A 24803-nucleotide genomic window follows, 5' to 3' on the forward strand; every position below is an offset into this window, starting at 1 on the left:
ACTAGTGCCCCGATTCGGAAGTTCGTAGCATTATTTCCGGGATCGGGATGCGCGAGGGAAGCGCCGCCCCCCGCGCATCCGTTCCGTCAGGTATGCAGGGGACGTCCGTCCACCGCCAGGGCCGCTTCCTTGACCGCCTCGCCCAGGCCGGGATGGGAATGGCAGGTGCGGGCGATGTCCTCGGCCGCCGCGCCGAATTCCATCGCCAGCACCACTTCCGCCAGCAGGTCGCCGGCATTGGGGCCGACGATATGGGCGCCCAGCACCTTGTCGGTGGCGGCGTCGGCCAGGATCTTGACGAAGCCGTCGGTCTCGTTCATCGACCGCGCCCGGCCGTTGGCGGTAAAGGGGAACTTGCCGGCCTTGTAGGCGATGCCGTCGGCCTTCAGCTGTTCCTCGGTCCGGCCCACCGAAGCCACTTCCGGCCAGGTGTAGACCACCGCCGGAATCACCTCGTAGTTCACATGGCCGTGCTGGCCGGCCAGGATCTCGGCCAGGGCGACGCCCTCTTCCTCGGCCTTGTGGGCCAGCATGGCGCCGCCGACCACGTCGCCGATGGCATGGATGCCGGGCACATTGGTCTGGAAATGGCCGTCGATCTGGACGAAGCCGCGCTTGTCGAGCGCCACGCCCACCTTGTCGAGGCCCAGGCCGTCGGTGTAGGGCTTGCGGCCGATCGCCACCAGCACGCAATCGGCCTCGATGGTCTCGGCCGTGCCACCGCTGGCCGCCTCGACCGTCACGGTGGCCTTCCTGCCCTTCTTCTCGACGCCGGTGACCTTGGTGCCCAGCTTGAACTCCATGCCCTGCCTGGCCAGAATCCGCTGCATCTGCTTCGAGACCTCGCCGTCGTTGAACGGCAGGATGCGGTCGAGGAATTCCACCACGGTGATCTTGGAGCCCAGGCGGCCCCAGACGGTGGCCAGTTCCAGGCCGATGACGCCGCCGCCGATCACCACCAGATGCTTGGGCACCTTGGGCAGGGCCAGGGCGCCGGTGGAGGACACGATGACCTCCTCGTCGATGGCGATGCCGGGCAGCGGCGTGACGTCGGAGCCGGTGGCGATGATGATATGCTTGGCGGTCAGCACCTTGGCCCCGTCCTTGGCCGAAACCGTGATCTGGCCGGGGGCGGTGATCTCGCCCGCGCCGATCACGTAGGCGACCTTGTTCTTCTTGAACAGGAACTCGATGCCCTTGGTGTTGTCGGCGACGACCTTGTCCTTGTGGCCCATCATGGCGGCGAGGTCGAGTTCGACCTTGCCCACCTTGACGCCGAAAGCGGCCAGTTCATGGCCGGCGGCGTGGAAGTGGTGCGACGCGCTCAGCAGCGCCTTGGACGGAATGCAGCCGACATTGAGGCAGGTGCCGCCGAGCGAGCCGCGCTTCTCGACGCAGGCGGTCTTCAGGCCCAGCTGGGCGGCGCGGATGGCGGCGACATAGCCGCCGGGGCCACCGCCGATGATGACGACGTCAAAGGTGTTCTCGCTCATGTTGATTGTCCCCTGAACCAGCGTCACCCCCGGACTTGATCCGGGGGTCCATGGATGGCCGGGTCATGCCCGGCCATGACGACAATGGAGTGGATCACATTTCCAGCAGGATGCGCTGCGGGTCCTCGATGCATTCCTTGACGCGCACCAGGAAGGACACCGCCTCGCGGCCGTCGATGATGCGGTGGTCGTAGCTGAGCGCCAGATACATCATCGGCCGCGCCTTGATGGAACCGTCGGGCATGACCATCGGGCGCTGCTGCACCTTGTGCATGCCCAGGATGCCGGACTGGGGCGTGTTGAGGATGGGGGTGCTCATCAGCGAGCCGTAGACGCCGCCATTGGAGATGGTGAAGGTGCCGCCGGTCAGGTCCTCCATGGACAGCTTGCCGTCGCGGGCCTTCTTGCCCAGGTCGGCGATGCCCTGCTCGACCCCGGCGAATGACAGCCGGTCGGCGCCGCGCAGCACCGGCACCACCAGACCCTGCGGCGTGCCGACGGCGACGGCGATGTCGTAGTACTTCTTGTAGACCAGATCGTCGCCGTCGATCTCGGCGTTGACCGCCGGCCAGTCCTTCAGCGCCGCGACCGAGGCCTTCACGAAGAACGACATGAAGCCCAGCTTGGTGCCGTGCTTCTTCTCGAACTGGTCCTTGTACTGGTTGCGCAGATCGAACAGCGCCGTCATGTCCACCTCGTTGAAGGTGGTCAGCATGGCGGCGGTGTTCTGGGCTTCCTTCAGGCGGCCGGCGATGGTCTTGCGCAGGCGGGTCATCCTCACCCGCTCCTCCAGTTCGGCCCGGGCACGAGGACCGGAGGGGGCGGCGGCCTTGGGAGCCGGGGCGGGAGCCGCCGGAGCGGCGGCGGCGGCCAGCACGTCGCCCTTGGTGACGCGGCCATCCTTGCCGGTGCCGGCGATGGCCGAGGTGTCGATGCCGCTATCGGCGGCGATCTTCTTGGCCGAGGGCATGACGGCGGGCTGGGCGGCGGCGGGAGCCGTCTTGGCCGGAGCCGGAGCGGCGGCGGGAGCGGCCGCCTTGGGCGCGACGGCGGCCCCGGCGGCGCCGATCACGCCCAGCAGGGCGCCGACCTCGACGGTGGTGCCGGCGGCGGCGGCGATCTCGGTCAGCGTGCCGGCGGCGGGTGAATTGACCTCGACGGTGACCTTGTCGGTCTCAAGCTCGACCAGCGGCTCGTCTGCCCTGACCGCGTCACCGACATTCTTGAACCACTTGGCGATGGTGGCCTCGGAGACGGATTCGCCCAGGGTGGGGACCTTGACTTCGATGGACATTGCTTTGAATCCCTTTTTTTGGTCTAGGCGTGCAGGCTGGACAGCTTGGAGGCGCGGCGGAACGGTTGCGGCAAGTCGGCCAGATTACCGGCCAGTGACATGTCGACGATCCATTCCTGTTCGGCCATGTGGGTCTTGTACAGACCGGTGGCCGGCGATGCCGCGGCGCGACGACCGCAATACAATGCCTGCTTCGCCTTGATTTCCAGTTCCTCGCAAATGAATTCGATGCGGCGGTCGACGAAGAACCACGGCCCCATGTTGGCCGGCTCCTCTTGCACCCACACCAGTTCGGCGTTGGGATAGCGGGCCAGCTGATGCTTGATCGCGTCCTTGGGCCAGGGATAAAGCTGTTCCACCCGGACGATGGCAACATCCTTGATGCCGCGCTTGGTGCGTTCCTCGACCAGATCGTAATAGACCTTGCCCGAGCACAGCAGCACCCGGCGGACCTTGGCATCAGCCACCAGCTTTTCCGGCTCCTCCAGCACGCGCATGAAGCGGGTGCCGGTGGCGAGCTGGCTCAGGCTGGAGACGCACAGCTTGTGGCGCAGCAGCGATTTCGGGCTCATCACGATCAGAGGCTTCCTGAAATTGCGGTGCAGCTGACGGCGAAGGGCGTGGAAATAGTTGGCCGGAGTCGAGATGTTGCAGATCAGCCAGTTGTCCTCGGCCGACATTTGCAGATAGCGCTCCCAGCGGGCCGAGGAATGCTCCGGCCCCTGGCCTTCGTAGCCGTGGGGCAGCAGCATCACCAGGCCCGACATGCGCAGCCACTTGGACTCGCCCGAGTTGATGAACTGGTCGATGATCACCTGAGCGCCGTTGGCGAAATCGCCGAACTGGCCCTCCCACAGCACCAGGGCGTTGGGTTCCGCCTGGGAATAGCCGTATTCGAAGCCCAGCACCGCCTCTTCCGACAGCGGGCTGTCGATGACCTCGAACCGGGCCTGCCCGTCCCTGATGTGGTTCAGGGGTTCAAAGCGGCTTTCGTTTTCCTGATCGGTCAGGCGGCAATGGCGCTGCGAGAAGGTGCCGCGTCCGCAATCCTGGCCCGACAGGCGGACCGGATGGCCTTCCAGCAGCAGCGAGCCGAACGCCAGCGCCTCGGCGGTGGCCCAGTCGATGCCCTGGCCGCTGTCGACCATTTCCTTCTTGGACTGAAGCTGGCGGACAATCTTGCGATTGACGTTGAAGCCCTCGGGCGTGCGCGCCAGGGCGTGGCCGATCTCCTTCAGCAGCTTGGGGGCAATTCCGGTCTTGTCCTCCCGGAACTCCTCCTCGCCGGCCAACTGCACCAGCCCCTGCCATTTGCCTTCCAGCCAGTCGGCCTTGTTGACCTTGAAGCTCTTGGCGGCCTGGAACTCGGCCTCCAGCAGCGCCTGGAAGTCGGTGACGATGGCCTCGGCCTGTTCGCGGGTGATGGTGCCTTCGCGGACCAGCTTGTCGGCATAGACCGCCCGCGTGGTCGGCTGGCTGGCGATCTTGCGGTACATCAGCGGCTGGGTGAAGGCCGGCTCGTCGGATTCGTTGTGGCCGTGGCGGCGGTAGCAGACCATGTCGATCACCGCGTCGGCCTTGAATTCCTGGCGGAACTCGGTGGCGATGCGGGCGACGTGGACCACCGCTTCCGGATCGTCGGCGTTGACGTGGAACACCGGCGCCTGATGGCCCTTGGCCACGTCCGACGAATAGGGACCGGACCGCGAGTATTGCGGCGCGGTGGTGAAGCCGATCTGGTTGTTGACGATGATGTGGATGGTGCCGCCGGTGGCATAGCCCTTCAACTGGGACAGCAGCAGCGTCTCGGGCACCACGCCCTGGCCGGCGAAGGCGGCGTCGCCGTGCAGGATGATGCCCATGACCCGGCCGCGATCCTCGTCGCCCTTCTGGGTCTGCTTGGCCCGGACCTTGCCCACCACCACCGGGCCGACCACTTCCAGGTGCGACGGATTGGGCATCAGGGACAGATGCACCACCTTGCCGTCGAAATCGCGGTCGGCCGAGGTGCCGAGGTGATACTTGACGTCGCCCGAGCCCTGGACGTCCTCGGGGTTGGCGGCGTTGCCCTGGAATTCCGAGAAGATGGCCCGGTAGGGCTTCTTCATGAAATTGGCCAGGATGTTGAGACGGCCGCGATGGGCCATGCCCATCACCACCTCCTCGATGCCGAGCTGGCTGCCGCGCTTCAAAATCTGTTCCAGCGCAGGAACCACGGTCTCGCCGCCCTCCAGCCCGAAGCGCTTGGTGCCGGTATACTTCATCTGGAGGAAGCGTTCGAAGCCCTCGGCCTCGGCAAGACGCTCCAGAATGGCCTGCTTGCCGCGCGGCGTGAAGTCGGTGCGGTTCTGGATGGATTCGATGCGCTTTTGAATCCAGGCCTTCTGGTCCGGGTCCTGGATATGCATGAATTCGACGCCGATGGAGCCGCAATAGGTCTCCTGAACGACGCGGATGATGTCGCGCAGCTTGGCGGTTTCCAGGCCCAGCACATGGTCGATGAAAATCTCGCGGTCGAGGTCGGAATCGGTGAAGCCGTAGGTGCGGTAATCCAGTTCCGGATGCTGCTCGATCTTGGCGAGGCCCAGCGGGTCGAGCTGCGCCTGAAGATGACCGCGCACGCGGTACGAGCGGATCATCATCAGGGCGCGGATGGAATCGGTCTGCGCCTGACGGATCTCGGCCTGGGAGGGGCCGGCGGCGGCGGGACGGGAGCCCTTGTCGCCTTTTTTCGCCGCGGCGGCCGCGGCCTCGGGATCGACGGCACCGATCACCTTGAGATCGCGCCGGGCGCCGTCGGTGCCCTTGAAATCCTTGGCCAGGGCGGCGCCCTCGTCCTTCAGGTCCTGAAAGAACGATATCCAGGACGCATCCACCGAATCGGGATCGTCGAGATAGCGGGCATACAGCTCCGCGATGAAGACGGCGTTGCCGCCCGTAAGGAATGACGGTTCTTCAAACTGCTTTGTCATCGCTGCTCGACGCAGGTTCTTGCCCGCGTCCCTTTCGTTTTGGGGCCGGGGCGGCGCCGCCGGGCGCCGCATCGTTGACGGCGCAAACAACGTTTCTTCTTGTTATGCAAGAGCGGGGGTGGTCCGGCACCCCGGCGGCGTGCCGGACCTTGTTGTCCCGATCAGCCCTTCTTCAGCAGCTCGACCATGGTCGAGCCCAGCGAGGCCGGCGAGTCGGCGACGGCGATGCCGGCGGACTTCAGGGCCTCGACCTTGAAGTCGGCGGTATCGTTGCCGCCCGAGATCACCGCGCCGGCATGGCCCATGCGACGGCCGGGCGGGGCGGTGCGGCCGGCGATGAAGCCCACCGTCGGCTTCTTGACCTTGGAGCGCTTCAGCAGTTCCGCGCCCTGGACCTCGGCGTCGCCGCCGATCTCGCCGATCATGATGATCGCCTGGGTCTCGGGATCGGCCAGGAACAGCTCCAGCGAATCGACGAAGTTGGTGCCGTTGATGGGGTCACCGCCGATGCCGATGCAGGTGGTCTGGCCCAGGCCGGTGGCGGTGGTCTGGGCGACCGCCTCGTAGGTCAGGGTGCCCGACCGCGACACGATGCCGATCTTGCCGCGCATGTGGATATGGCCCGGCATGATGCCGATCTTGCACTCTCCAGGAGTGATGACGCCCGGGCAGTTCGGCCCGATCAGGCGGGTCTTGGAGCCCTGGAGCGCCCGCTTGACCGCCAGCATGTCGGCCACCGGAATCCCCTCGGTGATGCAGACCGCCAGTTCCAGCTCGGCGTCGATGGCCTCCAGGATGGCGTCGGCGGCGAACGGCGGCGGCACGTAGATCACGGTGGCGTTGGCGCCGGTCCTGGCCTTGGCCTCGGCGACGGTGTTGAACACCGGCAGGTCGAGATGGGTGGTGCCGCCCTTGCCGGGGGTGACGCCGCCGACCATCTTGGTGCCGTAGGCGATGGCCTGCTCGGAATGGAAGGTGCCCTGGGCTCCGGTGAAGCCCTGGCAGATCACCTTCGTGTTGGAATTAACGAGAACGGCCATGTTATGCAGCCTCCTTGACGGCCTTCACCACCTTCTCGGCGGCATCGGCGAGATTGTCGGCGGCAATGATGGGCAGGCCCGATTGGGCCATGATCTTCTTGCCCAGTTCCACGTTGGTGCCTTCGAGGCGGACCACCAGCGGAACGTTCAGGCTGACTTCGCGGGCGGCGGCGACGACGCCCTCGGCAATGACGTCGCAACGCATGATGCCGCCGAAGATATTGACCAGGATGCCCTCGACGTTGGGGTCCGAGAGGATCAGCTTGAAGGCGGTGGTGACGCGCTCCTTGGTGGCGCCGCCGCCGACATCGAGGAAGTTGGCCGGCTCGGAGCCGTACAGCTTGATGATGTCCATGGTGGCCATGGCGAGACCGGCGCCGTTGACCATGCAGCCGATCTGGCCGTCCAGCTTGATGTAATTGAGCGAGTGGCGGGCGGCCTCCAGCTCGGCCGGGTCTTCCTCGGACTCGTCCCTCAGTTCCTCGATGTCCTTGTGACGGAACAGGGCGTTGTCGTCGAAGTTAACCTTGGCGTCCAGCGCGATGATCTCGCCGGCGCCGGTGACCACCAGCGGATTGATCTCGACGATCGAGCAATCCAGGTCCATGAAGGCCTTGTACAGGCCGCCGATGAACTTCACGGCGGTGTTGACCTGCTTGCCCTCCAGCCCCAGGCCGAACGCGATGTTGCGGCCGTGATACTGCTGGAAGCCCTCGACCGGATCGATGGCGACCTTCAGGATCTTCTCGGGATGGCTATGGGCGACCTCCTCGATCTCCATGCCGCCCTCGGTGGAGGCGACGATGGTGACGCGGCAAGTGGCGCGGTCGATCAGCATGGACAGGTACAGCTCGCGCTTGATGTCGCAGCCCTGCTCGATGTAGACGCGCTTGACCTCCTTGCCGGCCGGGCCGGTCTGGGCGGTGACCAGCACCTTGCCGATCATGTCCTCGGCATTGGCGCCGACATCCTCGACCGACTTGACGACGCGGACGCCGCCCTTGCCCGAGGGATCGTCCTTGAACTTGCCCTTGCCACGGCCGCCGGCGTGAATCTGCGACTTGACCACCCACACCGGGCCGCCCAGTTCCTTGGCCACCTGGATGGCCTCGGCGGCGGTGTAGGCGACGCCGCCCTTCAGCACGGCGACGCCGTACTTGGCCAGCAGCTGCTTGGCCTGATACTCATGGATATTCATGGGATTCGCTTCCCCTTTCGCGTAGACCGGCGGGCCGCCTGACGCGGCCCGCCTGTTGTTCCTCGGATGCCTGGCTTACTGGCCCATCAGGCCCTTGGCGACCTTGACCAGGCCACGGACGGCATCGGCGGACTTGTTGAAGGCGGCCTGCTCCTCGGCATCCAGCGCGATCTCGACGATGCGCTCGACGCCCTTGTCGCCGATCACCACCGGCACGCCGACGAACACGTCGTCGGGCTGGCCGTAGGTGCCGGCCTTGACCAGGGTGGCGACGGGCAGCACGCGCTTCTTGTCCTTCAGGAAGGCTTCGGCCATCTGGACGCCGGAGGCGGCGGGAGCGTAATAGGCCGAGCCGGTCTTCAGCAGGTTGACGATCTCGGCGCCGCCGTCACGGGTGCGCTGCACGATCTTGTCCAGCTTCTCCTGGGTGGTCCAGCCCATCTTCACCAGGTCGGGCAGCGGAATGCCGGCGACGGTGGAATAGCGGACCAGCGGCACCATGGTGTCGCCATGGCCGCCCAGCACGAAGGCGGTGACGTCCTCGACCGAAACATTGAACTCCTCGCACAGGAAGGTGCGGAAGCGGGCCGAATCCAGCACGCCGGCCATGCCGACGATCATGTTGGCGGGAACGCCCGAGAAGTGCTGCAGCGCCCAGACCATCACGTCCAGCGGATTGGTGATGCAGATCACGAAGGCGCCGGGGCAGTTTTCCTTGATGCCCTTGCCGACGGCTTCCATCACCTTGAGGTTGATGCCAACCAGATCGTCGCGGCTCATGCCGGGCTTGCGCGGCACGCCGGCGGTGACGATGACCACGTCGGCGCCCTTGATGGCGGAGTAGTCGTTGGCGCCGGAATAGCGGGCGTCGCATCCCTCGACCGGGGTCGATTGCAGGATGTCGAGCCCCTTGCCCTGAGGGATGCCCTCGGCGATGTCGAACATGACGACATCGCCCAGTTCCTTGAGGCCGATCAGGTGGGCGAGAGTGCCGCCGATATTGCCGGACCCTACGAGAGCGATCTTCTTGCGTGCCATGGATGGGGTTCCCTCGAACGGTGAGATGAGTTCTGGACGAACGGGTGGGCCGCAATGACGCAGGCCCAAGGCCATGGGGGGCTTAGGTAACCCGATTCTCGCCCAAGGGCAAGCGGATTGGCATGCAACGGACGCAACGCGCCCCCGGTAAAAAAGTCGGCGTTTCCCACGACTTGCGCCCAGAGTGGTCCGACCGGAAGTTTAAGCCCCTGGACTCGCTCAAGGAAAACCTACCCGGAATGGGATTTGCCCCACCCGAAGGGAGGGGGCGCGGGAGGCTACGCCTCCCTGATCCCGTTCAGGAAGCGGTCGACCTCGGCCCGCAGGGTTCCGGCCTGCTGCTGCAACGCCTCGACGGCGCCAAGCACGTCGCGGGCGGCGCGGTCGGTTTCCTGGATGGTTTCCGACACGCCGGAAATGGTCTCGAACACGAAATTGGTGCCGGTGGCGGCGTCGTCGATATTGCGGGCGATCTCCTGGGTGGATGCGCCCTGCTCCTCCACCGCCGTGGCGATGGTGGTGGAAATGCCGTCCATGGACGAAATGGTGGTGCCGATGCCGCGGATGGCGCGGACCGTCAGATCGGTCTGCTGCTGGATGGTGGAAACCTGGGCCGAGATGTCCTCGGTGGCCCCGACGGTCTGGCGGGCCAGATTCTTGACCTCGGAGGCGACCACGGCGAAGCCCTTGCCCGCCTCGCCGGCGCGGGCGGCCTCGACGGTGGCGTTCAGCGCCAGCAGATTGGTCTGCTCGGCGATGCCGGTGATCATCTCGATGATCTCGCCGATCTTCTCGGCGGCGCCGGCCAGCCCCTGGACGCGGGTATTGACCGAGGCGGCCTCCTTGGTGGCCGAGGCGGCCACCTCGTTGGAGCGGCCCACCTGCCGGGCGATCTCGCTGATGGAGGAGGTCAGCTTGTCGGCGGCGGCGGCGACCATGCGGACGTTCTGATTGGCCTCGCTGGCCTGGTTGGCGGCGGCGTTGGCCCGGTCAAGGGCGTGGTCGGCGGAATCCACCATGCCGCGCGCCGCCCCGGTCATCCGAAGCGCCGACGAGGCGACGGCATCGAGCACCGTCGTCACCGTCCGGTCGAAATTGGCGATCAGGTCCTCCAGGCGGCGCATGCGCGCCTCGCGGGCGGCGGTGCTGGCGCGGGCCTCGACCTCCATCTGCTGCTTGGCGACGGTGTTGTCCTTGAACACCTGCACGGCGCGGGCGATGTCGCCGATCTCGTCCCGGCGGTCGAGTTCCGGCACGCTCACCGACACATCGCCCTGGGCGAGGTTGTTCATGCGGTGGGTCATGTCTTCGATGGGATCGGCGATGATCCGCTTGAGGATGGCGCGCACGCCCAGCACCGCGACGATGGTGGCGAGAACGCCGCCGGCCATCAGCCAGATCAGCACGGTGTTGAGGCGGGCCTCGGTCTCGTCGGTGGACAGCGACGACGACAGCACGGCGATGACGTCGCCGTCCTTCATATCCATGGCGCCATGGCAGGCGTGGCAGACCTCGTCCTTGGCGCCCTCGGTGACGCCCAGCACGATGGGCAGCGAATAGCGATAGAAGCCGTCGACGAAGCGGCCGACCGCGACCTTGGTCGCCACCGCCTCGTTGTCGATGTCGTCCTTGGGCAGCTTGGGGGCGCGGTCGGGCTCGGCGTCCTTCATGTAGGCGACGACCTTCGGCCCCCAGGCGCTCCACACCTTGCCGGGATAGTGGATGTTGCGGCTGTCGAACCAGTTGTTGAAGACGGCGATGCCGATGTTGTCGCCGTCCTCGGGCCGCTTGGCCATGACGTTCTGGATCAGGGCGTGCAGCGAGGTCATCTCGTTGACCGACATCTGCTGCAACTGGCGTTCCATCTCGGCGCGCTCGAAGCGGGCGATGGAGACGACGACGGCCGCGATCAGGGCGACGACCCCCAATCCGACGATGATCATGAAGCGGCTGGACAGCCGCATATTGCGCCATGCGTGCGACACGGACACTCCATCCGTCCAGGCGGCCGGCTCTTCGCCAAGCCGCGGCGCCCAAGATACCCCGCGGGAAGACTATTACGAAACCATGAAAAAGAAAACCGCTTCCCTGCGAAAAAAAACGGGCGCCGCGCCGATATTACTTAAGACCTTACCAAGGCGTCATAATCAGCGATCAACTGGCGGGTGATCTCGCCGGGGGTGAAGGTATAGGTTCCGATCTCGCGGACCGGCGTCACCTCGGCGGCGGTGCCGGTCAGGAAGCATTCGGCGGCATTGATCATTTCTTCAGGCATGATTGCCCGCTCCACCACCTTGATTCCACGCGCCCGGGCGAGATCGATCACGGTCTGGCGGGTGATGCCGTTGAGGAAGCAATCGGGCAGCGGAGTGTGGAGTTCATTTCCGTACACGAAAAAGATATTGGCGCCGGTCGCCTCGGCGACTTGGCCGCGCCAGTCAAGCATCAGCGAATCCTCGTAGCCGTCCCCCTCGGCCTTGTGCTTGCTCATGGTGCAGATCATGTAAAGTCCCGCCGCCTTGGCGTTGGTCGGGGCCGTCTCGGGATGGGGGCGCTTCCACTCGCTCATGTTGAGGCGGATGCCGCGCATGCGGGCCTCGGGGCTCCAGTAGCTGGGCCACGACCAGGTGGCGATGGCGACCCGGATGCGCGACGACTGGGCGGCGACGCCCATCATCTCGCTGCCGCGCCACGCCACCGGCCGGACATAGCCGTCGACGATATTGTTGGCCTTGATGGTGTCCAAGGTGGCCTGGTCGATCTGCTCGACGCTGAACGGGACCTCGAAGCCGAGGATCCTGGCCGAATCCAGCAGGCGCTGCGAATGTTCGCGCAGCTTGAACACCTTGCCGTTGTACACCCGCTCGCCCTCGAACACGCAGGATCCGTAATGCAGGCCGTGGGTCAGCACATGGATGCCGGCCGCGCGCCAGTCGACCAGTTTGCCGTCGAACCAGATGAAGCCGTCGCGGTCGTCGAAGGAAGGGGCTGCCATGGGAATGTCCATTCGCAAGGGGTGGCGGAAAAGCGGGTGCGACGGAAAATTACCATTCGCACTTGCACGGCGTAACATCTATAGGTCATATATGTCAATATGACTGACATAAAAACCGGATTCAATCCCCTCTTCCTGCGCGAGGAGGAACTGCGCCAAGGCATCGAACTGCTGTTCTTCGCCTATCGCGACTTCACGGCCGAGCCGGACGCCATCCTGGCCGAGTACGGTTTCGGCCGCGCCCATCACCGCGTCATCTATTTCGTCGGCCGTCATCCCGGCATCACGGTCAGCGACCTGCTGGAGATACTGCGCATCACCAAGCAGAGCCTGTCTCGGGTGCTGAGCCAGCTGGTGGCCGAGAACTTCATCATCCAGCGTCCCGGCTCGCGCGACCGCCGCCAGCGGCTGCTGGAACTGACCGAAAAGGGCATCGAGCTGGAACGTCAGTTGACCGAGCGCCAGCGCGCCCGCATCGCCCGCACCTACCGCGAGGCCGGGGCCGAGGCGGTGGACGGCTTCCGCAAGGTGCTGCTGGGCCTGGTGGAGGAAGCCGACCGCGCCCGCTTCCCGTCGCGTCCCTCTCCCCGCCGGACCGGATGAGACCCGACATGGACGACGCCCACATCCTGGTGGTGGACGACGATCGGCGGCTGCGCGAATTGCTGCGCAAATACCTGTCCGACAACGGCTATCTGGTCGCCACCGCCGCCGATGCCGCCGAGGCCCGGTCCCGCATGGCCGGGGTCAGCTTCGACCTGATCGTGCTCGACGTCATGATGCCGGGCGAGGACGGGATGCAACTGACCCGAAGCCTGCGTGCTGACGGCAACCGGGTGCCGGTGCTGCTGCTGACAGCCAGGGGCGAGGTCGACGACCGCATCCGGGGGCTGGAGGCCGGCGCCGATGATTATCTGTCCAAGCCGTTCGAGCCTCGCGAGTTGCTGCTGCGCCTCGGCTCCATCCTGCGCCGCGCCCCGCGCGACGAGCCACCGCCGGCCCGCGAATTGCGGCTGGGCTCGTTCGTCTGGGACATGGACCGCTCGGAACTGCGCCAAGGCGGCGTGCCGGCGCACCTGACCCAGGCGGAGCGCGACCTGCTGGCGGTGCTGGCCGAAGTGGCCGGCCAGGGCGTCGGCCGCGACGAACTGGCGCTGCGCACCGGCAATTCCGCCAACCCCCGCACCGTCGACGTCCAGGTCACCCGCCTGCGCAAGAAGATCGAGGACGACCCCCGCCTGCCGCGCTATCTCCAGACGGTGCGCGGCGTCGGTTACATGCTGCGTCCCGACTGACCCCTCCCGGCCGGGGCGGACCGGCGGAGAGCCGACAAAGGAAATGTCGAGACTCCGACAATCGGCCGCGTCGGACGAGACAAATCCAGCGTTTCCGCCATTCCGCATCCTGGCACAGGGCTTGCGAAGGTCCCGGTGAACCGCACCGGGAGACCGTCGCATGCTCAAGCGCAAGATCCAGGAGCTGATGACCGAGCCGGGCTGCGCCATCAACCGGGCGAAGTCCGACACCGACCGCAGGAAGGGCTGCGGCACGTCGCTGGTGCCGGGCGCGGCGGCCGGCGGCTGCGCCTTCGACGGCGCCAAGATCGCCTTGCAACCCATCACCGACGTGGTCCACCTGGTCCACGGTCCCATCGCCTGCGAGGGCAATTCCTGGGACGGCCGCAATTCGTGGAGCAGCGGATCAAGCCTGTACCGGCGCGGCTTCACCACCGATCTCGGCAATCTGGACATCGTCCAGGGCGGCGAGAGGAAGCTGTACAAGGCCATCCGCCAGGCCATCAAACGCCACCAGCCCGCCGCCGTCTTCGTCTATCAGACCTGTGTCGGCGCCCTGATCGGCGACGACGTCGACGCGGTCTGCCGGGCCGCCGCCCAACGCCTGGGCACTCCGGTCATTCCCATCAACGCGCCGGGGTTCGCCGGCTCGAAGAACCTGGGCAACCGGCTGGGCGGCGACGCCCTGTTCGAGCACGTCATCGGCACGGTGGAGCCCGATGATGCCGGTCCCTGCGACATCAACATCCTGGGCGAATACAACGTGGCCGGCGAACTGGATCAGTTCCGGCCGCTGCTGGGCCGGCTCGGCATCCGGCTGCGCGCCTCCATCACCGGCGATTCCCGCTACCGCGACGTGGCCGCCGCCCACACCGCCAGGGCCAACATGGTGCTGTGCAGTCAGGCGTTGGTCACCCTGGCGCGGCGCATGGAGGAGAAATGGGGCATCCCCTATTTCGAGGGGTCGTTCTACGGCATTTCCGACACCTCGGAGGCATTGCGGGCCATCGCCCGCATGCTGGTCGGGCGCGGCGCCGAGTCCACCTTGATCCAACGGACCGAAGACCTGATCGCCGAAGAGGAGGCCCGCGCCTGGGCACGGCTCGCGCCCTACAAGGCCCGCCTGGCCGGCCGCAAGGTACTGCTTTACACCGGCGGCGTAAAAAGCTGGTCGGTGATCCAGGCCCTTCAGGAAGTGGGGATGGAGGTGGTGGGCTCGTCGGTGCGCAAGGCCACCGAGGCCGACCGGATCAAGGCGCTGGAACGGCTGGGCGGCGACGAGGACAAGCTGGCCGATGCCATCACGCCCCGGGACATGTACGCCATGTTCAAGGACGGCAAGGCCGACATGATGCTTTCAGGCGGCCGTTCGCAATTCGTGGCGCTGAAGGCCCGCACCCCCTGGATCGACATCAACCAGGAACGCCACCACGGCTATGCCGCCTATGACGGCATGGTGGAACTGGTGCGCCAGATCGACCTGTCCATCAACAATCCCATCTGGGCGCGGGTGCGCGCCCCGGCGCCCTGGGAGGAGTCCTGACCATGGCCCTGATCATCGACCACAACAAGGCGCTGTCCTCCAGCCCGCTCAAGGTCAGCGCGCCGCTGGGCGCCGCCCTGGCCTTCATGGGGATGAGGGGATGCCTGCCCATGTTCCACGGCAGCCAGGGCTGCACCGCCTTCGCCCTGGTGATGATGGTGCGCCACTTCCGCGAGGCCATTCCGCTCCAGACCACCGCCATGAACGAGATCAGCACCATCCTGGGCGGCATGGACCAGGTGGAGCAGGGGCTGCTCAACATCGCCAGGCGGGCCAGGCCCGAGATGATCGGCCTGATCTCCACCGCCCTGACCGAGACCCGGGGCGAGGACATGGGAGGCGACGTCCGCGCCATCCGCGCCCGCAACCGCGAACTGGCCGACATCGCGGTGATCGACGTCAGCGCCCCCGATTTCGCCGGCTCACTGGAGACCGGCTGGGGCAAGGCGGTGACCGCCATCATCCGCCAGCTGGTCCGGCCGGCCGGCGGCAAGGCCGCCCTGAACCGCGTCAACCTGCTGCCCGGCTGCCACCTCACCCCCGGCGACGTCGAGGCGCTGAAGGACATCGTCGCCGGCTTCGGGTTGGAGGCGGTGGTGCTGCCCGACCTGTCGGATTCGCTGGACGGCCACGTCCCGGAGTCCTACATGCCCACCACCCTTGGCGGCACCGGAACAGCCGATGTGGGCGAGATGGGGCGCTCGCGCCTGACCATCGCCGTCGGCGAGCACATGCGCATCGCCGCAAAGACCCTGGAGGACAGGACCGGGGTGCCCTTCGTGGTGCTGGACCGGGTCACCGGGCTGGAGGCGGTGGACCGCCTGATGGTGTGCCTGTCCAGCGTCGCCGGCGTGCCGGTGCCGGCCCGCCAGCGCCGCGCCCGGTCGCAGCTGGTCGACGCCATGCTGGACGGCCATTTCTACTTCGCCGGCCGCCGGATCGCCATCGCGGGCGAGCCCTCGCTGGTCTGGACCATGGGCCGGCTGGTCGCCGACCTGGGCGCCACCATCGCGGCGGCCGTCACCACCCGGACCCAGCCGCTGCTGGCCGACCTGCCGGCCGAGCGGGTCATCGTCGGCGATTTCGAGGACATGGAGGACCAGATCCTCGAAGCCGGCGGCTGCGACCTGATCATCGCCAATTCCAACGCCCGCCAGGTCTCGACCCGGCACGGCATTCCGCTGTTCCGCGCCGGCTTTCCGGTGTTCGACCGCCTGGGCGCCGCCCACATGGTCGGCGCCGGCTATGGCGGCACCCGCGACCTGATCACCGGCCTGGGCAACATCTTGATGGAAAGCCCAGGCCACGCCCCAGACACGGAGCATGTCCATGACCACGCGGCGGCTGCGGCTGGTTGATCCGGCCGGACCAGACAGCGGCCGTCCGCCGCCACCCAAGGGAGGTCACATGAGAATCGCCGTCGCAACCCAGGATCGCCAGCGCGTCGACGCCCATTTCGCCAGCGCCCGGACCTTCATGTTCTACGACATCGGCCCCACCGGCCACACCTTCCTGGAGGCGGTGCAGTTCGACGGCGTCAGCGACCAGAGCGGCCGCCATGCCGAGGACGGCGACGACCGCCTGTCGGCCAAGATCGGGGCACTGGAAGGCTCGTCGCTGCTGTTCTGCCGCGCCATCGGCGGTCCGGCGGCGGCCCGCGTGGTCCGCGCCCGCGTCCACCCCATCAAGCTGCCGGCCGACGAGCCCATCGGCGACGTCATCGAGCGGGTCCGCGCCATGCTGGAGGGCAATCCGCCGCCCTGGCTGCGCAAGGCCCTGCGCGATTCCGAGGCCGGCGACGAACGCTTCATCGACGACGAGGACTGAGGAGTGCCCCCATGACCGCAGATCCCTTCATCAAGACCCTGGTCCGGCTGATCCGCGCCCATGACGGCAGCGGCGCCTGGGAGACCATGCCGGACGGGGAGATCCTGGCGCCCTTCATCGTCACCAGGGAGCAGCGGCGCGAGATTCCGCTGATCGGCGACCCCGATCCCGACATCTTGTGGCGGGTCGAGCTGTTCTACAGCGCCGTCGCCTTCGCCATCGAGGCCCGGACCGGCTGCGCCTGCGCCCCCGTCATGAAGATCCATCACGAGGGCTGGGGCCGCATGCTGCTGACCACCGGCCGGCTGGTGGTGGTGAATTCCTACCTGCGCGAATTGCACCGCTTCGGCTTCGACTCGGCCGAGGCCATGGCCGCCAAGGCCGACAGGATCATCGAGGACGGCGCCGCCACCATCGGCAGGTTCCCCGACGTCGCCGCCGCCTGAGCATTGAGGAGACCGAACCATGTCCTTCGTCCAGTTCGCCACCCGCGACGGCAGCCCCTGGGTGCCGGAATACCTGACCGCCATCAGCGCCGAGCTGTGCATCGGCTGCGGCCGCTGCTTCAAGGTTTGCGCCCGGGCCGTCATGAAGCTGATGGGCATCAACGAGGACGGCGAGTTCTGCGACCCGTTCGACGACGACGACGGCGAAATCGAGCGCAAGGTGATGACGCTGGACAAGGCCGGCGATTGCATCGGCTGCGGCGCCTGTGCCCAAGTCTGCGGCACCAAGGCCCAGACGCACGAGAAGCTGGCGGCGGCATAGCGCCATGGCACCCGACCCGTTCGACCGCCACCTGTTCGCCTGCGCCATCGCCGCCGCGCTGGCCGACGGCCCCGGCCAGACGCTGACCCGCGGCCTGGGGCTGTCGGCGCTGTCGCTGGCGGCCCTGATCGGAAGACACTTTCCTCGATCATCGTCGCTGCTGGCCGGACTGTCGGCCGACGAGGGCGACGGCTGTCTGGCGCCCGAGGAACCCGATCTGCGTTCCCTGCTGCTGGAACACCGCTCGCGCGGGCTGGTGGAGGAGGAATGGCTGGCCCACGTCATCGCCCGGCGCGCCCTGGGCGCCAACCATCTGTGGCAGGACCTGGGGCTGACCAGCCGCGCCGACCTGTCGGCGTTGATGCGGCGCCATTTCACCGGACTGGTCAAACTGAACGGCGGCGACATGAAATGGAAGAAATTCTTCTATCGCCAGCTCTGCCGGCGCGAAGGGGTGGCCATCTGCAAGTCGCCCAATTGCGAGGTCTGCGCCGACGTCGGCCTGTGCTTCGGCGCCGAGGACGGGTCGGCGCTTGTCGCAAGTCCGACAATGTCGGATCTGGCCCAGGGGCGATTCATTGCGAATCAATGACTTGTCATCTGGCACCCCCCTTGCAAAGTCCAAATCACGGACCCGTTCCGCCAAGGAGGATGCCATCATGCTGACCCTGACCGACAAGGCCGTCACCGTCATCCGCGATGTCTGCAAGGGCGAATATTCCGGCCTGCGCATCATGGTGAACAAGGGCTGTTCCGGCTTTTCCTATTCCATGGGACTGGAGGACGCCGCCGGCGGCGACGATCAGGTGCTCGACTTCGCCGGCATCAAGGTGTTCCTCGACCCCGCCTCGGCGTTGTGGCTGGCCGGCGCGACCATGGATTACGTGGACGAGTCCTCCATGGGATCGGGCTTCGTGTTCGACAATCCCAACACGCCGCCGCCGGCCGCCGCCGGCTGTTCCTGCGCCATGAAGAGCTGCGGCTAGGGCGACGGCCATGGCCGCCCCGATCATCATCAACGACACCACGCTGCGCGATGGCGAGCAGACCGCCGGCGTGGCGTTCAGCCTGGACGAGAAGCTGGCCATCGCCACCGCCCTGGATGGGGCCGGCGTGCCCGAGATCGAGGTGGGCATTCCCGCCATGGGCGCCGACGAGCAGGCCGCCATCCGCGCCGTGTCGGCATTGGGGCTGAACGCCCGGCTGATCGCCTGGTGCCGCATGGTGGACGCCGACCTCGCCGCCGCCGCCCGGTGCGGAATCGGCACCGTCAACCTGTCGCTGCCGGTCTCGGACGTGCAACTGGCGGCCAAGCTGGGGCGTGACCGCGCCTGGGCGCTGGACCATCTCGGCCCGATGATCCGCAAGGCCGGCGTCCTGGGCTTCGAGGTGCTGGTGGGGGGCGAGGATTCGTCCAGGGCCGATCCCGACTTCCTGTGCCGGGTGGTCGAGGCCTGCGAGCGGGCGGGAGCCCGCCGCTTCCGCTTCGCCGACACCTTGGGAATCATGGACCCCTTCGCCACCTTCGACCTGTTCCGCCGGTTGCGCGGCGCCACCGGCATGGAGCTGGAGATTCACGCCCATGACGACCTCGGTCTTGCCACCGCCAATTCCCTGGCGGCGGTCAGGGGCGGCGCCAGCCATGTCAGCACCACCGTCAACGGCCTGGGCGAGCGCGCCGGCAACGCGCCGCTGGAAGAAGTCGCGGTGGCGCTGGACCACCTCTACGGCCTGAAGACCGGCATCGACAAGCGGTCGCTGCGGCATGTGTCGCGGCTGGTGGCCGACGCCTCGGGCCGGCCGGTGCCGGTGGACAAGAGCATCGTCGGCGACAACATCTTCACCCACGAAGCCGGCATCCACGTCAGCGGCCTGTTGAAGGACCGCCGCGCCTATCAGGCGCTGGACCCGGCCGAGCTGGGGCGCGGCCACCGTCTGGTGCTGGGCAAGCATTCCGGGCTGACCTCGGTGCTGCACGCCTGCCGCGAGATCGGGCTGCCGGTCTCGGCCCCCCAGGCCCGCGCCCTGCTGGCCCGGATTCGCGGCCACGCCGCCCGCACCAAATCCCCACCCACCGCCGACGATCTCCGCCGCTTTCACCGCGAAGCCGGCGACTCGCCCGCCCCGATCTGATGGAGGCCGCCATGATCCTGGACACCCTCGCCGGCCTGTCCGACGCCGAACAGTTCTTCGAGGCGCTGGCGGTGCCCTACGATCCCGCCGTGGTCGAGGTCCACCGCCTTCATATCCTGAAGCGGTTCCGCGACCTGATCCCCGCCGAGGCCGACGAGGCCGGCTGCCGCGACGCCCTGGCTCGGGCACATGCCGATTTCGCGTCGGGACAAGGGCGGAAGTCGTTCAAGGTGTTCCGCGACGCCACCCCCGGCTTCGTGCCGCTGGACGCCGTCGCCGCCGCCAGAAGGCCCCGCCGGCCAATACCCGGGGCCGAGTAGGGTTGAGCGGCGCGGGCAGCTGTGGTATCGCTCTCGCCGAATTTCCTTATGGGACATTGGAGAGCGGCATGGCCTACGTCGTTACCGAGAACTGCATCAAGTGCAAGTATCAGGATTGTGTCGAGGTCTGCCCCGTGGACTGCTTCTACGAGGGCGAGAACTTCCTGGTCATCAATCCCGACGAGTGCATCGATTGCGGCGTCTGCGAGCCCGAATGCCCCGCCGAGGCGATTTTCCCCGATTCCGATCCCAAGGCCGCCGACTGGGCCGAAACCAACCGCCAATACGCCGGTTCCTGGCCCAATATCACCCGCAAGGGCGACGCCCCCTCCGATGCCGACGAGTGGAAGACCAAGTCCGGCAAGAAGGCGTTGCTGTCGCCCAACCCCGGCCGCTGAACGCCGGCACGACCGCGACCGGCTCGCCGACCCCGTCGGCGGGCCGGTTTTTTCTGTTCCTTGCGGAGCCCGGCGTGGTATAAGGGCAGGTCCGTCGAATTGGGTTGACGGGGCGCTTATCGGCAAGTGGCCATCGGGGCGGGCGTTCGCCCATCAGGAAAAGCCGTACTATCGCAACCATCCGGCGCGGGTGCCCGGCGGGTTGGGGTGTTGCGTTCACCAGTGGGCGCGGCGGCGATGCCTTGACGCCGCAGGTCCTCTATTTCTAGGGAATCCGAACAGATGACGATCGTTGCGTTCTCCGAGGGCGATTATGTGGTCTATCCGACCCATGGCGTCGGTCAGGTTGTGGCGGTGGAGACCCAGGAAATCGGCGGCATGAAGCTGCAATTGTTCGTCATCACCTTCGATCGCGACCGCATGACGCTGCGCGTTCCGGTGACCAAGGCGCAGAAGTCGGGCCTGCGCAAGCTGAGCCCGCGCTCGGTGATGGAGACGGCGCTGTCCACCCTCAAGGGCCGCGCCAAGGTCAAGCGCACCATGTGGAGCCGCCGCGCCCAGGAATACGAGGCCAAGATCAATTCCGGCGACCCGGTGTCCATCGCCGAGGTGGTGCGCGACCTGCACCGCAACGCCAACCAGCCCGACCAGTCCTACAGCGAGCGCCAGATCTACGAGGCCGCGCTGGAACGGCTGGCGTCGGAACTGGCGGCGGTGGAACGCATCGACACCCAGGCCGCCACCGAGAAGCTGCAAGAGCTGCTCGAAGCCGCCTGATCAGCCCGCCGTTGACGTTGGCGCCGCCGGCTGCGACCATCATGGTTTCCCGGCGGAAAGACCGAGCATGGGAATGAGCGCGGAAGCCGAAAGGTCATCCATCAGCGTGTCCGACCCCAATATCTTCGCCACCTTGCGCGGCGGGGGACGCATCTGGGCGGTCGGAGCCATTCGCGGCGAGCATGGCCGCCTGCGCTCGCTGCATGGCGCCATGGCGCAGGAATGCAAGCCGGGCGACCAGGTGGTCTATCTGGGCGACTATCTCGGCTATGGTCCGGCGGTGCTGGAAACCGTCGACGAACTGCTGACCTTCCGCCGCGCCTTCATCGCCCGCCCCGGGGTCGAACTGGAGGATGTCGTGCATCTGCGCGGCGCCCAGGAGGAAATGTGGCAGAAGCTGCTGCAATTGCAGTTCGCCCCCAATCCCGCCGAGGTGCTGCGCTGGATGCTCGATCACGGCATCGGCCCGACCATCGCCGCCTATGGCGGCAATCCCGACGAGGGATTCAACTGTATCCGCGACGGCATCCTGGCGCTGACCCGCTGGACCGGTCAACTGCGCCAGACCATGCGCGGCCATGACGGCCATACCACCTTGATGAGCGTGCTGAAGCACGCCGCCTTCACCGACGACAACCTGCTGCTGTTCACCCATGCCGGCCTCGATCCCACCCGGCCGCTATCGGCGCAGATGGATGCGTTCTGGTGGGGATCGAGCGACTTCGTCGCCATGGCCGCCCCCTATTCCGGATTCAGGCTGGTGGTGCGCGGTTCCGACCGCCGCCATCGCGGCGTCGCGATCAGCGCCCTGATCGCCACCCTGGATTCGGGATCTGGACATGGGGGACCGCTGACCGCCGCCTGCTTTGGCGCCGACGGAACCATCCTCAAGATGCTGGAGGCCTGACCCCATGCGCTATCCGCTCCGCGCCGCCCTGTCCGTCCTGGCATTGCTGTCCGCCGCCCCGGCCCTCGCCCAGGGCGGGCTGATGGACATGGGCAAGGGCGTGCTGAAGGACCAGATGGGCGGCCGCATGCCCTCGGCCATCGGCGGCGGGTCCCCGGGATCGTCGCTGTCGGCCGGCGAGATCGGATCGGGACTGAAGGAGGCGTTGCGCGTCGCCGCCGACCGGGTGACGAGCCAGTTGGGCCGCCCAGACGGCTTCAACGCCGACCCGGCCGTCCACATTCCGCTGCCCGAAAAGCTGGAGATGGTCCGCAAGGGCCTTGCCATGGCGGGCAAGTCGGCCCTGGCCGATGACCTGGAACTGAAGCTCAACCGCGCCGCCGAGGCCGCCACTCCCAAGGCCAGGGAAATTTTCTGGAACGCGGTGCAGAAGATGACCCTGGACGACGCCAAGGGCATCCTCGACGGCCCGTCCGACGCCGCCACCCAGTATTTCAAGCGCACCATGACCCCCGACCTCAAGACCGCCATGCGGCCGGTGGTGGATCGGACGGTGTCGCAATCCGGCGCGGTGCAGTCGTTCAACAGCATGGCGGGCGCGGCCCAGGGCCTGCCCATGGTCGGGAACGCGCTTCAGGCCGGTCCGTCCATGTTGACCGATCACGTCCTGAACAAGGCGCTGTCGGGCATCTTCGCCTATCTGGGGCGGGAAGAGGCCGGCATCCGCAGCGATCCCGCCAAACGCTCCACCGACCTGCTGAAAAAGGTCTTCGGCGGCTGATGAATCCGCCGGCGGACGGTCTCGACGCGCTGGAGACGCTGGACTGCGACACCGCCGCCCTGCGGGCGCTGGAGGCCGTTCACCTCGCCGACATCCTTCATTCGGCCGAAACCGGACGCCGCTGGCCCCTGGACGAGGCCGCCATCGCCGCCTTCGCCATTCCGGACGGAACCGGCGGCGTCAATCCGGGCGACCGGCGGGCGCTCTACCACCTGATCAAGGCGCTGAGGCCGCGTTCCGTCCTGGAAATCGGAACCCACATCGGCGCCTCGACCCTTCACATCGCCGCCGCCCTGCGTGACGGTGACGGGACGAGCGGATTGACCACCGTCGACATCCGGGACGTCAATCATGCCCAGGACCGGCCATGGCTGAGGCACGGCTGCCGTCATTCACCGGCCGACATGCTCGACAGGCTCGGTCTTGGCGGTCTGGTGACGTTCGTCGCCGGCGATTCCCTGGACTACATGGCGTCATGCGTCGGCGGCGCGGACGGGTTCGACGTCGTCTTCCTGGACGGCGACCATTCGGCGGCGGCGGTCTATCGGGAAATTCCGGCGGCGCTCAGGATTCTCCGCCCCGGCGGGGTGATCGTTCTTCATGACTATTTCCCGGAACTGAAGCCATTGTGGTCCAACGGCTTCGTCCTGGAAGGTCCCTATCTGGCCACCGAGAGATTGCGCCGGGAAGGCGCCGGCCTGGTGGCGCTGCCGCTGGGCGCCTTGCCGTGGCCGACCAAGCTCGGTTCCTGCGTCACCAGCCTGGCCCTGCTGCTGCGGGCCTGACCGCGCCCCCGATGGCGGGACCGGCCAGCCCCCCGGCCAGTCCCCAGACAGGGCGGGTGACGCCCCGCCTATTCCTCGGTCGGAGCGCCGTCCAGATCGCCGGGGCCGCCGGCCAGCACCTCTGAGATCAGGCCGGCGTTCTGGCGGATGGCGCCTTCAATCTCGGCGGCCATCTCCGGATGCTCGCGCAGATAGGTCTTGGCGTTCTCGCGGCCCTGGCCGATGCGGGTGGAGTTGTAGGAGAACCACGCCCCCGATTTTTCCACCACGTTGGCCTTGACGCCGAGATCGATCAGTTCGCCCATCTTGGAGACGCCCTCGCCATACATGATGTCGAAATCGATCACCTTGAAAGGCGGCGCCAACTTGTTCTTGACCACCTTGACGCGGGTCTGGTTGCCCACCACCTCGTCACGGTCCTTGATGGCGCCGACCCGGCGGATCTCCATGCGGACCGAGGCGTAGAACTTGAGGGCGTTGCCGCCGGTGGTGGTCTCGGGATTGCCAAACATCACGCCGATCTTCATGCGTATCTGGTTGATGAAGATGACGATGGTCTTGGACTTGGACACCGACCCGGTGAGCTTGCGCAGCGCCTGGCTCATCAGGCGGGCGTGCAGGCCCATGTGGTTGTCGCCCATCTCGCCTTCCAGCTCGGCCCGGGGCACCAGCGCCGCCACCGAATCCACCACCAGCACGTCGACGGCGCCGGAGCGGACCAGGGTATCCGAGATTTCCAGCGCCTGTTCGCCGGCGTCGGGCTGGCTGATCAGCAATTCGTCCAGATTGACGCCGAGCTTGCGGGCATAGGAGGGGTCGAGGGCGTGTTCGGCGTCGACGAAGGCGCAGGTGCCGCCCTTCTTCTGGGCCTCGGCGATGATGTGCAGCGCCAGGGTGGTCTTGCCCGAGCTTTCCGGACCGTAGATCTCGATGATGCGGCCGCGCGGCACGCCGCCGATGCCAAGGGCGATGTCGAGGCCGAGCGAGCCGGTGGACACCACCTCGGTCTCCACCACCGAATCCTTTTGCCCCAGCTTCATGATGGAGCCCTTGCCGAACGCCCGCTCGATCTGGGTGACGGCGGCTTCGAGAGCCTTCTGTCTATCCATGGTATCCTTGTCCACGAGACGCAATGCAGCCTGCGACATGGCAGTTCCCCTTCATCTATCCCGAACCGGGCGGTCATGCAATGACGCAATAAAGTACATCGTTTGTTCCGGAACACAAGCGGAATGTTCG

The 24803-nt window shown here is 66.8% G+C and carries 25 protein-coding genes; 16 read left to right on the forward strand and 9 right to left on the reverse strand.

Annotation, left to right across the window (positions count from 1 at the left end):
- Window positions 1–86: 86 nt before the first annotated feature.
- The 8 genes from lpdA to MTBSS4_RS12530 all read right to left on the reverse strand — a co-directional run bounded on the left by lpdA (window position 87) and on the right by MTBSS4_RS12530 (window position 12030).
- The gene (gene lpdA, locus MTBSS4_RS12495; protein ID WP_173983735.1) at window positions 87–1493 is read right to left on the reverse strand and encodes a dihydrolipoyl dehydrogenase; all 1407 of its coding nucleotides are present in this window, start codon (window positions 1491–1493) and stop codon (window positions 87–89) included.
- 94 nt (window positions 1494–1587) lie between these two features.
- Complete coding sequence (gene odhB, locus MTBSS4_RS12500) at window positions 1588–2787, reverse strand: 2-oxoglutarate dehydrogenase complex dihydrolipoyllysine-residue succinyltransferase (RefSeq protein ID WP_173983736.1); 1200 nt, start codon at window positions 2785–2787, stop codon at window positions 1588–1590.
- Window positions 2788–2810: 23 nt separating this feature from the next.
- The gene (locus MTBSS4_RS12505) at window positions 2811–5759 is read right to left on the reverse strand and encodes a 2-oxoglutarate dehydrogenase E1 component (RefSeq protein WP_173983737.1); all 2949 of its coding nucleotides are present in this window, start codon (window positions 5757–5759) and stop codon (window positions 2811–2813) included.
- Between the two features lie 161 nt (window positions 5760–5920).
- Entirely contained in the window at window positions 5921–6799 is an 879-nt protein-coding gene (gene sucD / locus MTBSS4_RS12510) for a succinate--CoA ligase subunit alpha (protein WP_173983738.1), read from the reverse strand.
- A gap of 1 nt (window position 6800) precedes the next feature.
- The gene (gene sucC, locus MTBSS4_RS12515) at window positions 6801–7997 is read right to left on the reverse strand and encodes an ADP-forming succinate--CoA ligase subunit beta (protein WP_173983739.1); all 1197 of its coding nucleotides are present in this window, start codon (window positions 7995–7997) and stop codon (window positions 6801–6803) included.
- A 75-nt stretch (window positions 7998–8072) separates the two neighbouring features.
- Window positions 8073–9035 carry a malate dehydrogenase gene (gene mdh / locus MTBSS4_RS12520; RefSeq protein ID WP_173983740.1) on the reverse strand — a complete coding sequence of 321 codons (963 nt, stop codon included), beginning with the start codon at window positions 9033–9035 and terminating at the stop codon, window positions 8073–8075.
- 278 nt (window positions 9036–9313) lie between these two features.
- A complete protein-coding gene (locus MTBSS4_RS12525; protein WP_254432526.1) occupies window positions 9314–11020 on the reverse strand; it encodes a methyl-accepting chemotaxis protein in 1707 nt (568 codons plus the stop codon).
- A 137-nt stretch (window positions 11021–11157) separates the two neighbouring features.
- Window positions 11158–12030: a branched-chain amino acid aminotransferase gene (locus MTBSS4_RS12530; protein ID WP_173983741.1), complete on the reverse strand. Its 873-nt coding sequence runs from the start codon at window positions 12028–12030 to the stop codon at window positions 11158–11160.
- 99 nt (window positions 12031–12129) lie between these two features.
- On the opposite strand from MTBSS4_RS12530, the gene MTBSS4_RS12535 reads away from it, so the two are divergent.
- From MTBSS4_RS12535 to MTBSS4_RS12610, 16 genes are all read left to right on the forward strand, one after another.
- Window positions 12130–12633 (forward strand): MarR family winged helix-turn-helix transcriptional regulator, encoded by a 504-nt coding sequence (locus MTBSS4_RS12535; protein WP_173983742.1) that lies wholly within the window; start codon window positions 12130–12132, stop codon window positions 12631–12633.
- Between the two features lie 8 nt (window positions 12634–12641).
- A complete protein-coding gene (locus MTBSS4_RS12540; RefSeq protein ID WP_173983743.1) occupies window positions 12642–13325 on the forward strand; it encodes a response regulator in 684 nt (227 codons plus the stop codon).
- A gap of 160 nt (window positions 13326–13485) precedes the next feature.
- Window positions 13486–14868 (forward strand): nitrogenase iron-molybdenum cofactor biosynthesis protein NifE, encoded by a 1383-nt coding sequence (gene nifE, locus MTBSS4_RS12545; RefSeq protein ID WP_173983744.1) that lies wholly within the window; start codon window positions 13486–13488, stop codon window positions 14866–14868.
- 2 nt (window positions 14869–14870) lie between these two features.
- The gene (nifN, locus tag MTBSS4_RS12550) at window positions 14871–16226 is read left to right on the forward strand and encodes a nitrogenase iron-molybdenum cofactor biosynthesis protein NifN (RefSeq protein WP_173983745.1); all 1356 of its coding nucleotides are present in this window, start codon (window positions 14871–14873) and stop codon (window positions 16224–16226) included.
- 49 nt (window positions 16227–16275) lie between these two features.
- Window positions 16276–16695 carry a nitrogen fixation protein NifX gene (gene nifX / locus MTBSS4_RS12555; RefSeq protein ID WP_254432527.1) on the forward strand — a complete coding sequence of 140 codons (420 nt, stop codon included), beginning with the start codon at window positions 16276–16278 and terminating at the stop codon, window positions 16693–16695.
- 11 nt (window positions 16696–16706) lie between these two features.
- Window positions 16707–17141, forward strand: a complete 435-nt coding sequence (locus tag MTBSS4_RS12560) for a NifX-associated nitrogen fixation protein (RefSeq protein ID WP_173983747.1) — start codon at window positions 16707–16709, stop codon at window positions 17139–17141.
- 19 nt (window positions 17142–17160) lie between these two features.
- Window positions 17161–17463 carry a ferredoxin III, nif-specific gene (gene fdxB, locus MTBSS4_RS12565; RefSeq protein ID WP_173983748.1) on the forward strand — a complete coding sequence of 101 codons (303 nt, stop codon included), beginning with the start codon at window positions 17161–17163 and terminating at the stop codon, window positions 17461–17463.
- Between the two features lie 4 nt (window positions 17464–17467).
- Window positions 17468–18055, forward strand: coding sequence for a nitrogen fixation protein NifQ (locus MTBSS4_RS12570; protein ID WP_173983749.1), 588 nt, complete (start codon window positions 17468–17470; stop codon window positions 18053–18055).
- Window positions 18056–18122: 67 nt separating this feature from the next.
- Entirely contained in the window at window positions 18123–18449 is a 327-nt protein-coding gene (locus tag MTBSS4_RS12575; protein ID WP_173983750.1) for an iron-sulfur cluster assembly accessory protein, read from the forward strand.
- Window positions 18450–18459: 10 nt separating this feature from the next.
- A complete protein-coding gene (gene nifV, locus MTBSS4_RS12580) occupies window positions 18460–19596 on the forward strand; it encodes a homocitrate synthase (RefSeq protein ID WP_173983751.1) in 1137 nt (378 codons plus the stop codon).
- A gap of 11 nt (window positions 19597–19607) precedes the next feature.
- On the forward strand, window positions 19608–19916 hold the full coding sequence (locus tag MTBSS4_RS12585) for a nitrogenase-stabilizing/protective protein NifW (RefSeq protein ID WP_173983752.1): 309 nt from the start codon (window positions 19608–19610) through the stop codon (window positions 19914–19916).
- A gap of 68 nt (window positions 19917–19984) precedes the next feature.
- Window positions 19985–20314 (forward strand): ferredoxin FdxA, encoded by a 330-nt coding sequence (fdxA, locus tag MTBSS4_RS12590; RefSeq protein WP_173983753.1) that lies wholly within the window; start codon window positions 19985–19987, stop codon window positions 20312–20314.
- Between the two features lie 282 nt (window positions 20315–20596).
- Entirely contained in the window at window positions 20597–21091 is a 495-nt protein-coding gene (locus tag MTBSS4_RS12595; protein ID WP_173983754.1) for a CarD family transcriptional regulator, read from the forward strand.
- Between the two features lie 73 nt (window positions 21092–21164).
- Window positions 21165–21998 carry a hypothetical protein gene (locus tag MTBSS4_RS12600; RefSeq protein WP_173983755.1) on the forward strand — a complete coding sequence of 278 codons (834 nt, stop codon included), beginning with the start codon at window positions 21165–21167 and terminating at the stop codon, window positions 21996–21998.
- Between the two features lie 4 nt (window positions 21999–22002).
- Entirely contained in the window at window positions 22003–22779 is a 777-nt protein-coding gene (locus MTBSS4_RS12605) for a DUF4197 domain-containing protein (protein ID WP_173983756.1), read from the forward strand.
- Window positions 22779–23564, forward strand: coding sequence for an O-methyltransferase (locus MTBSS4_RS12610; RefSeq protein ID WP_173983757.1), 786 nt, complete (start codon window positions 22779–22781; stop codon window positions 23562–23564). The genes MTBSS4_RS12605 and MTBSS4_RS12610 overlap by 1 nt, the downstream gene beginning before the upstream one ends.
- Window positions 23565–23632: 68 nt before the next feature.
- Here the strand turns inward: MTBSS4_RS12610 and recA are convergent, their stop codons facing one another.
- A complete protein-coding gene (gene recA, locus MTBSS4_RS12615; RefSeq protein WP_173983758.1) occupies window positions 23633–24712 on the reverse strand; it encodes a recombinase RecA in 1080 nt (359 codons plus the stop codon).
- Window positions 24713–24803 lie beyond the last annotated feature (91 nt).

Source organism: Magnetospirillum sp. SS-4 (assembly GCF_902729425.1).
Taxonomy (GTDB): domain Bacteria; phylum Pseudomonadota; class Alphaproteobacteria; order Rhodospirillales; family Magnetospirillaceae; genus Phaeospirillum.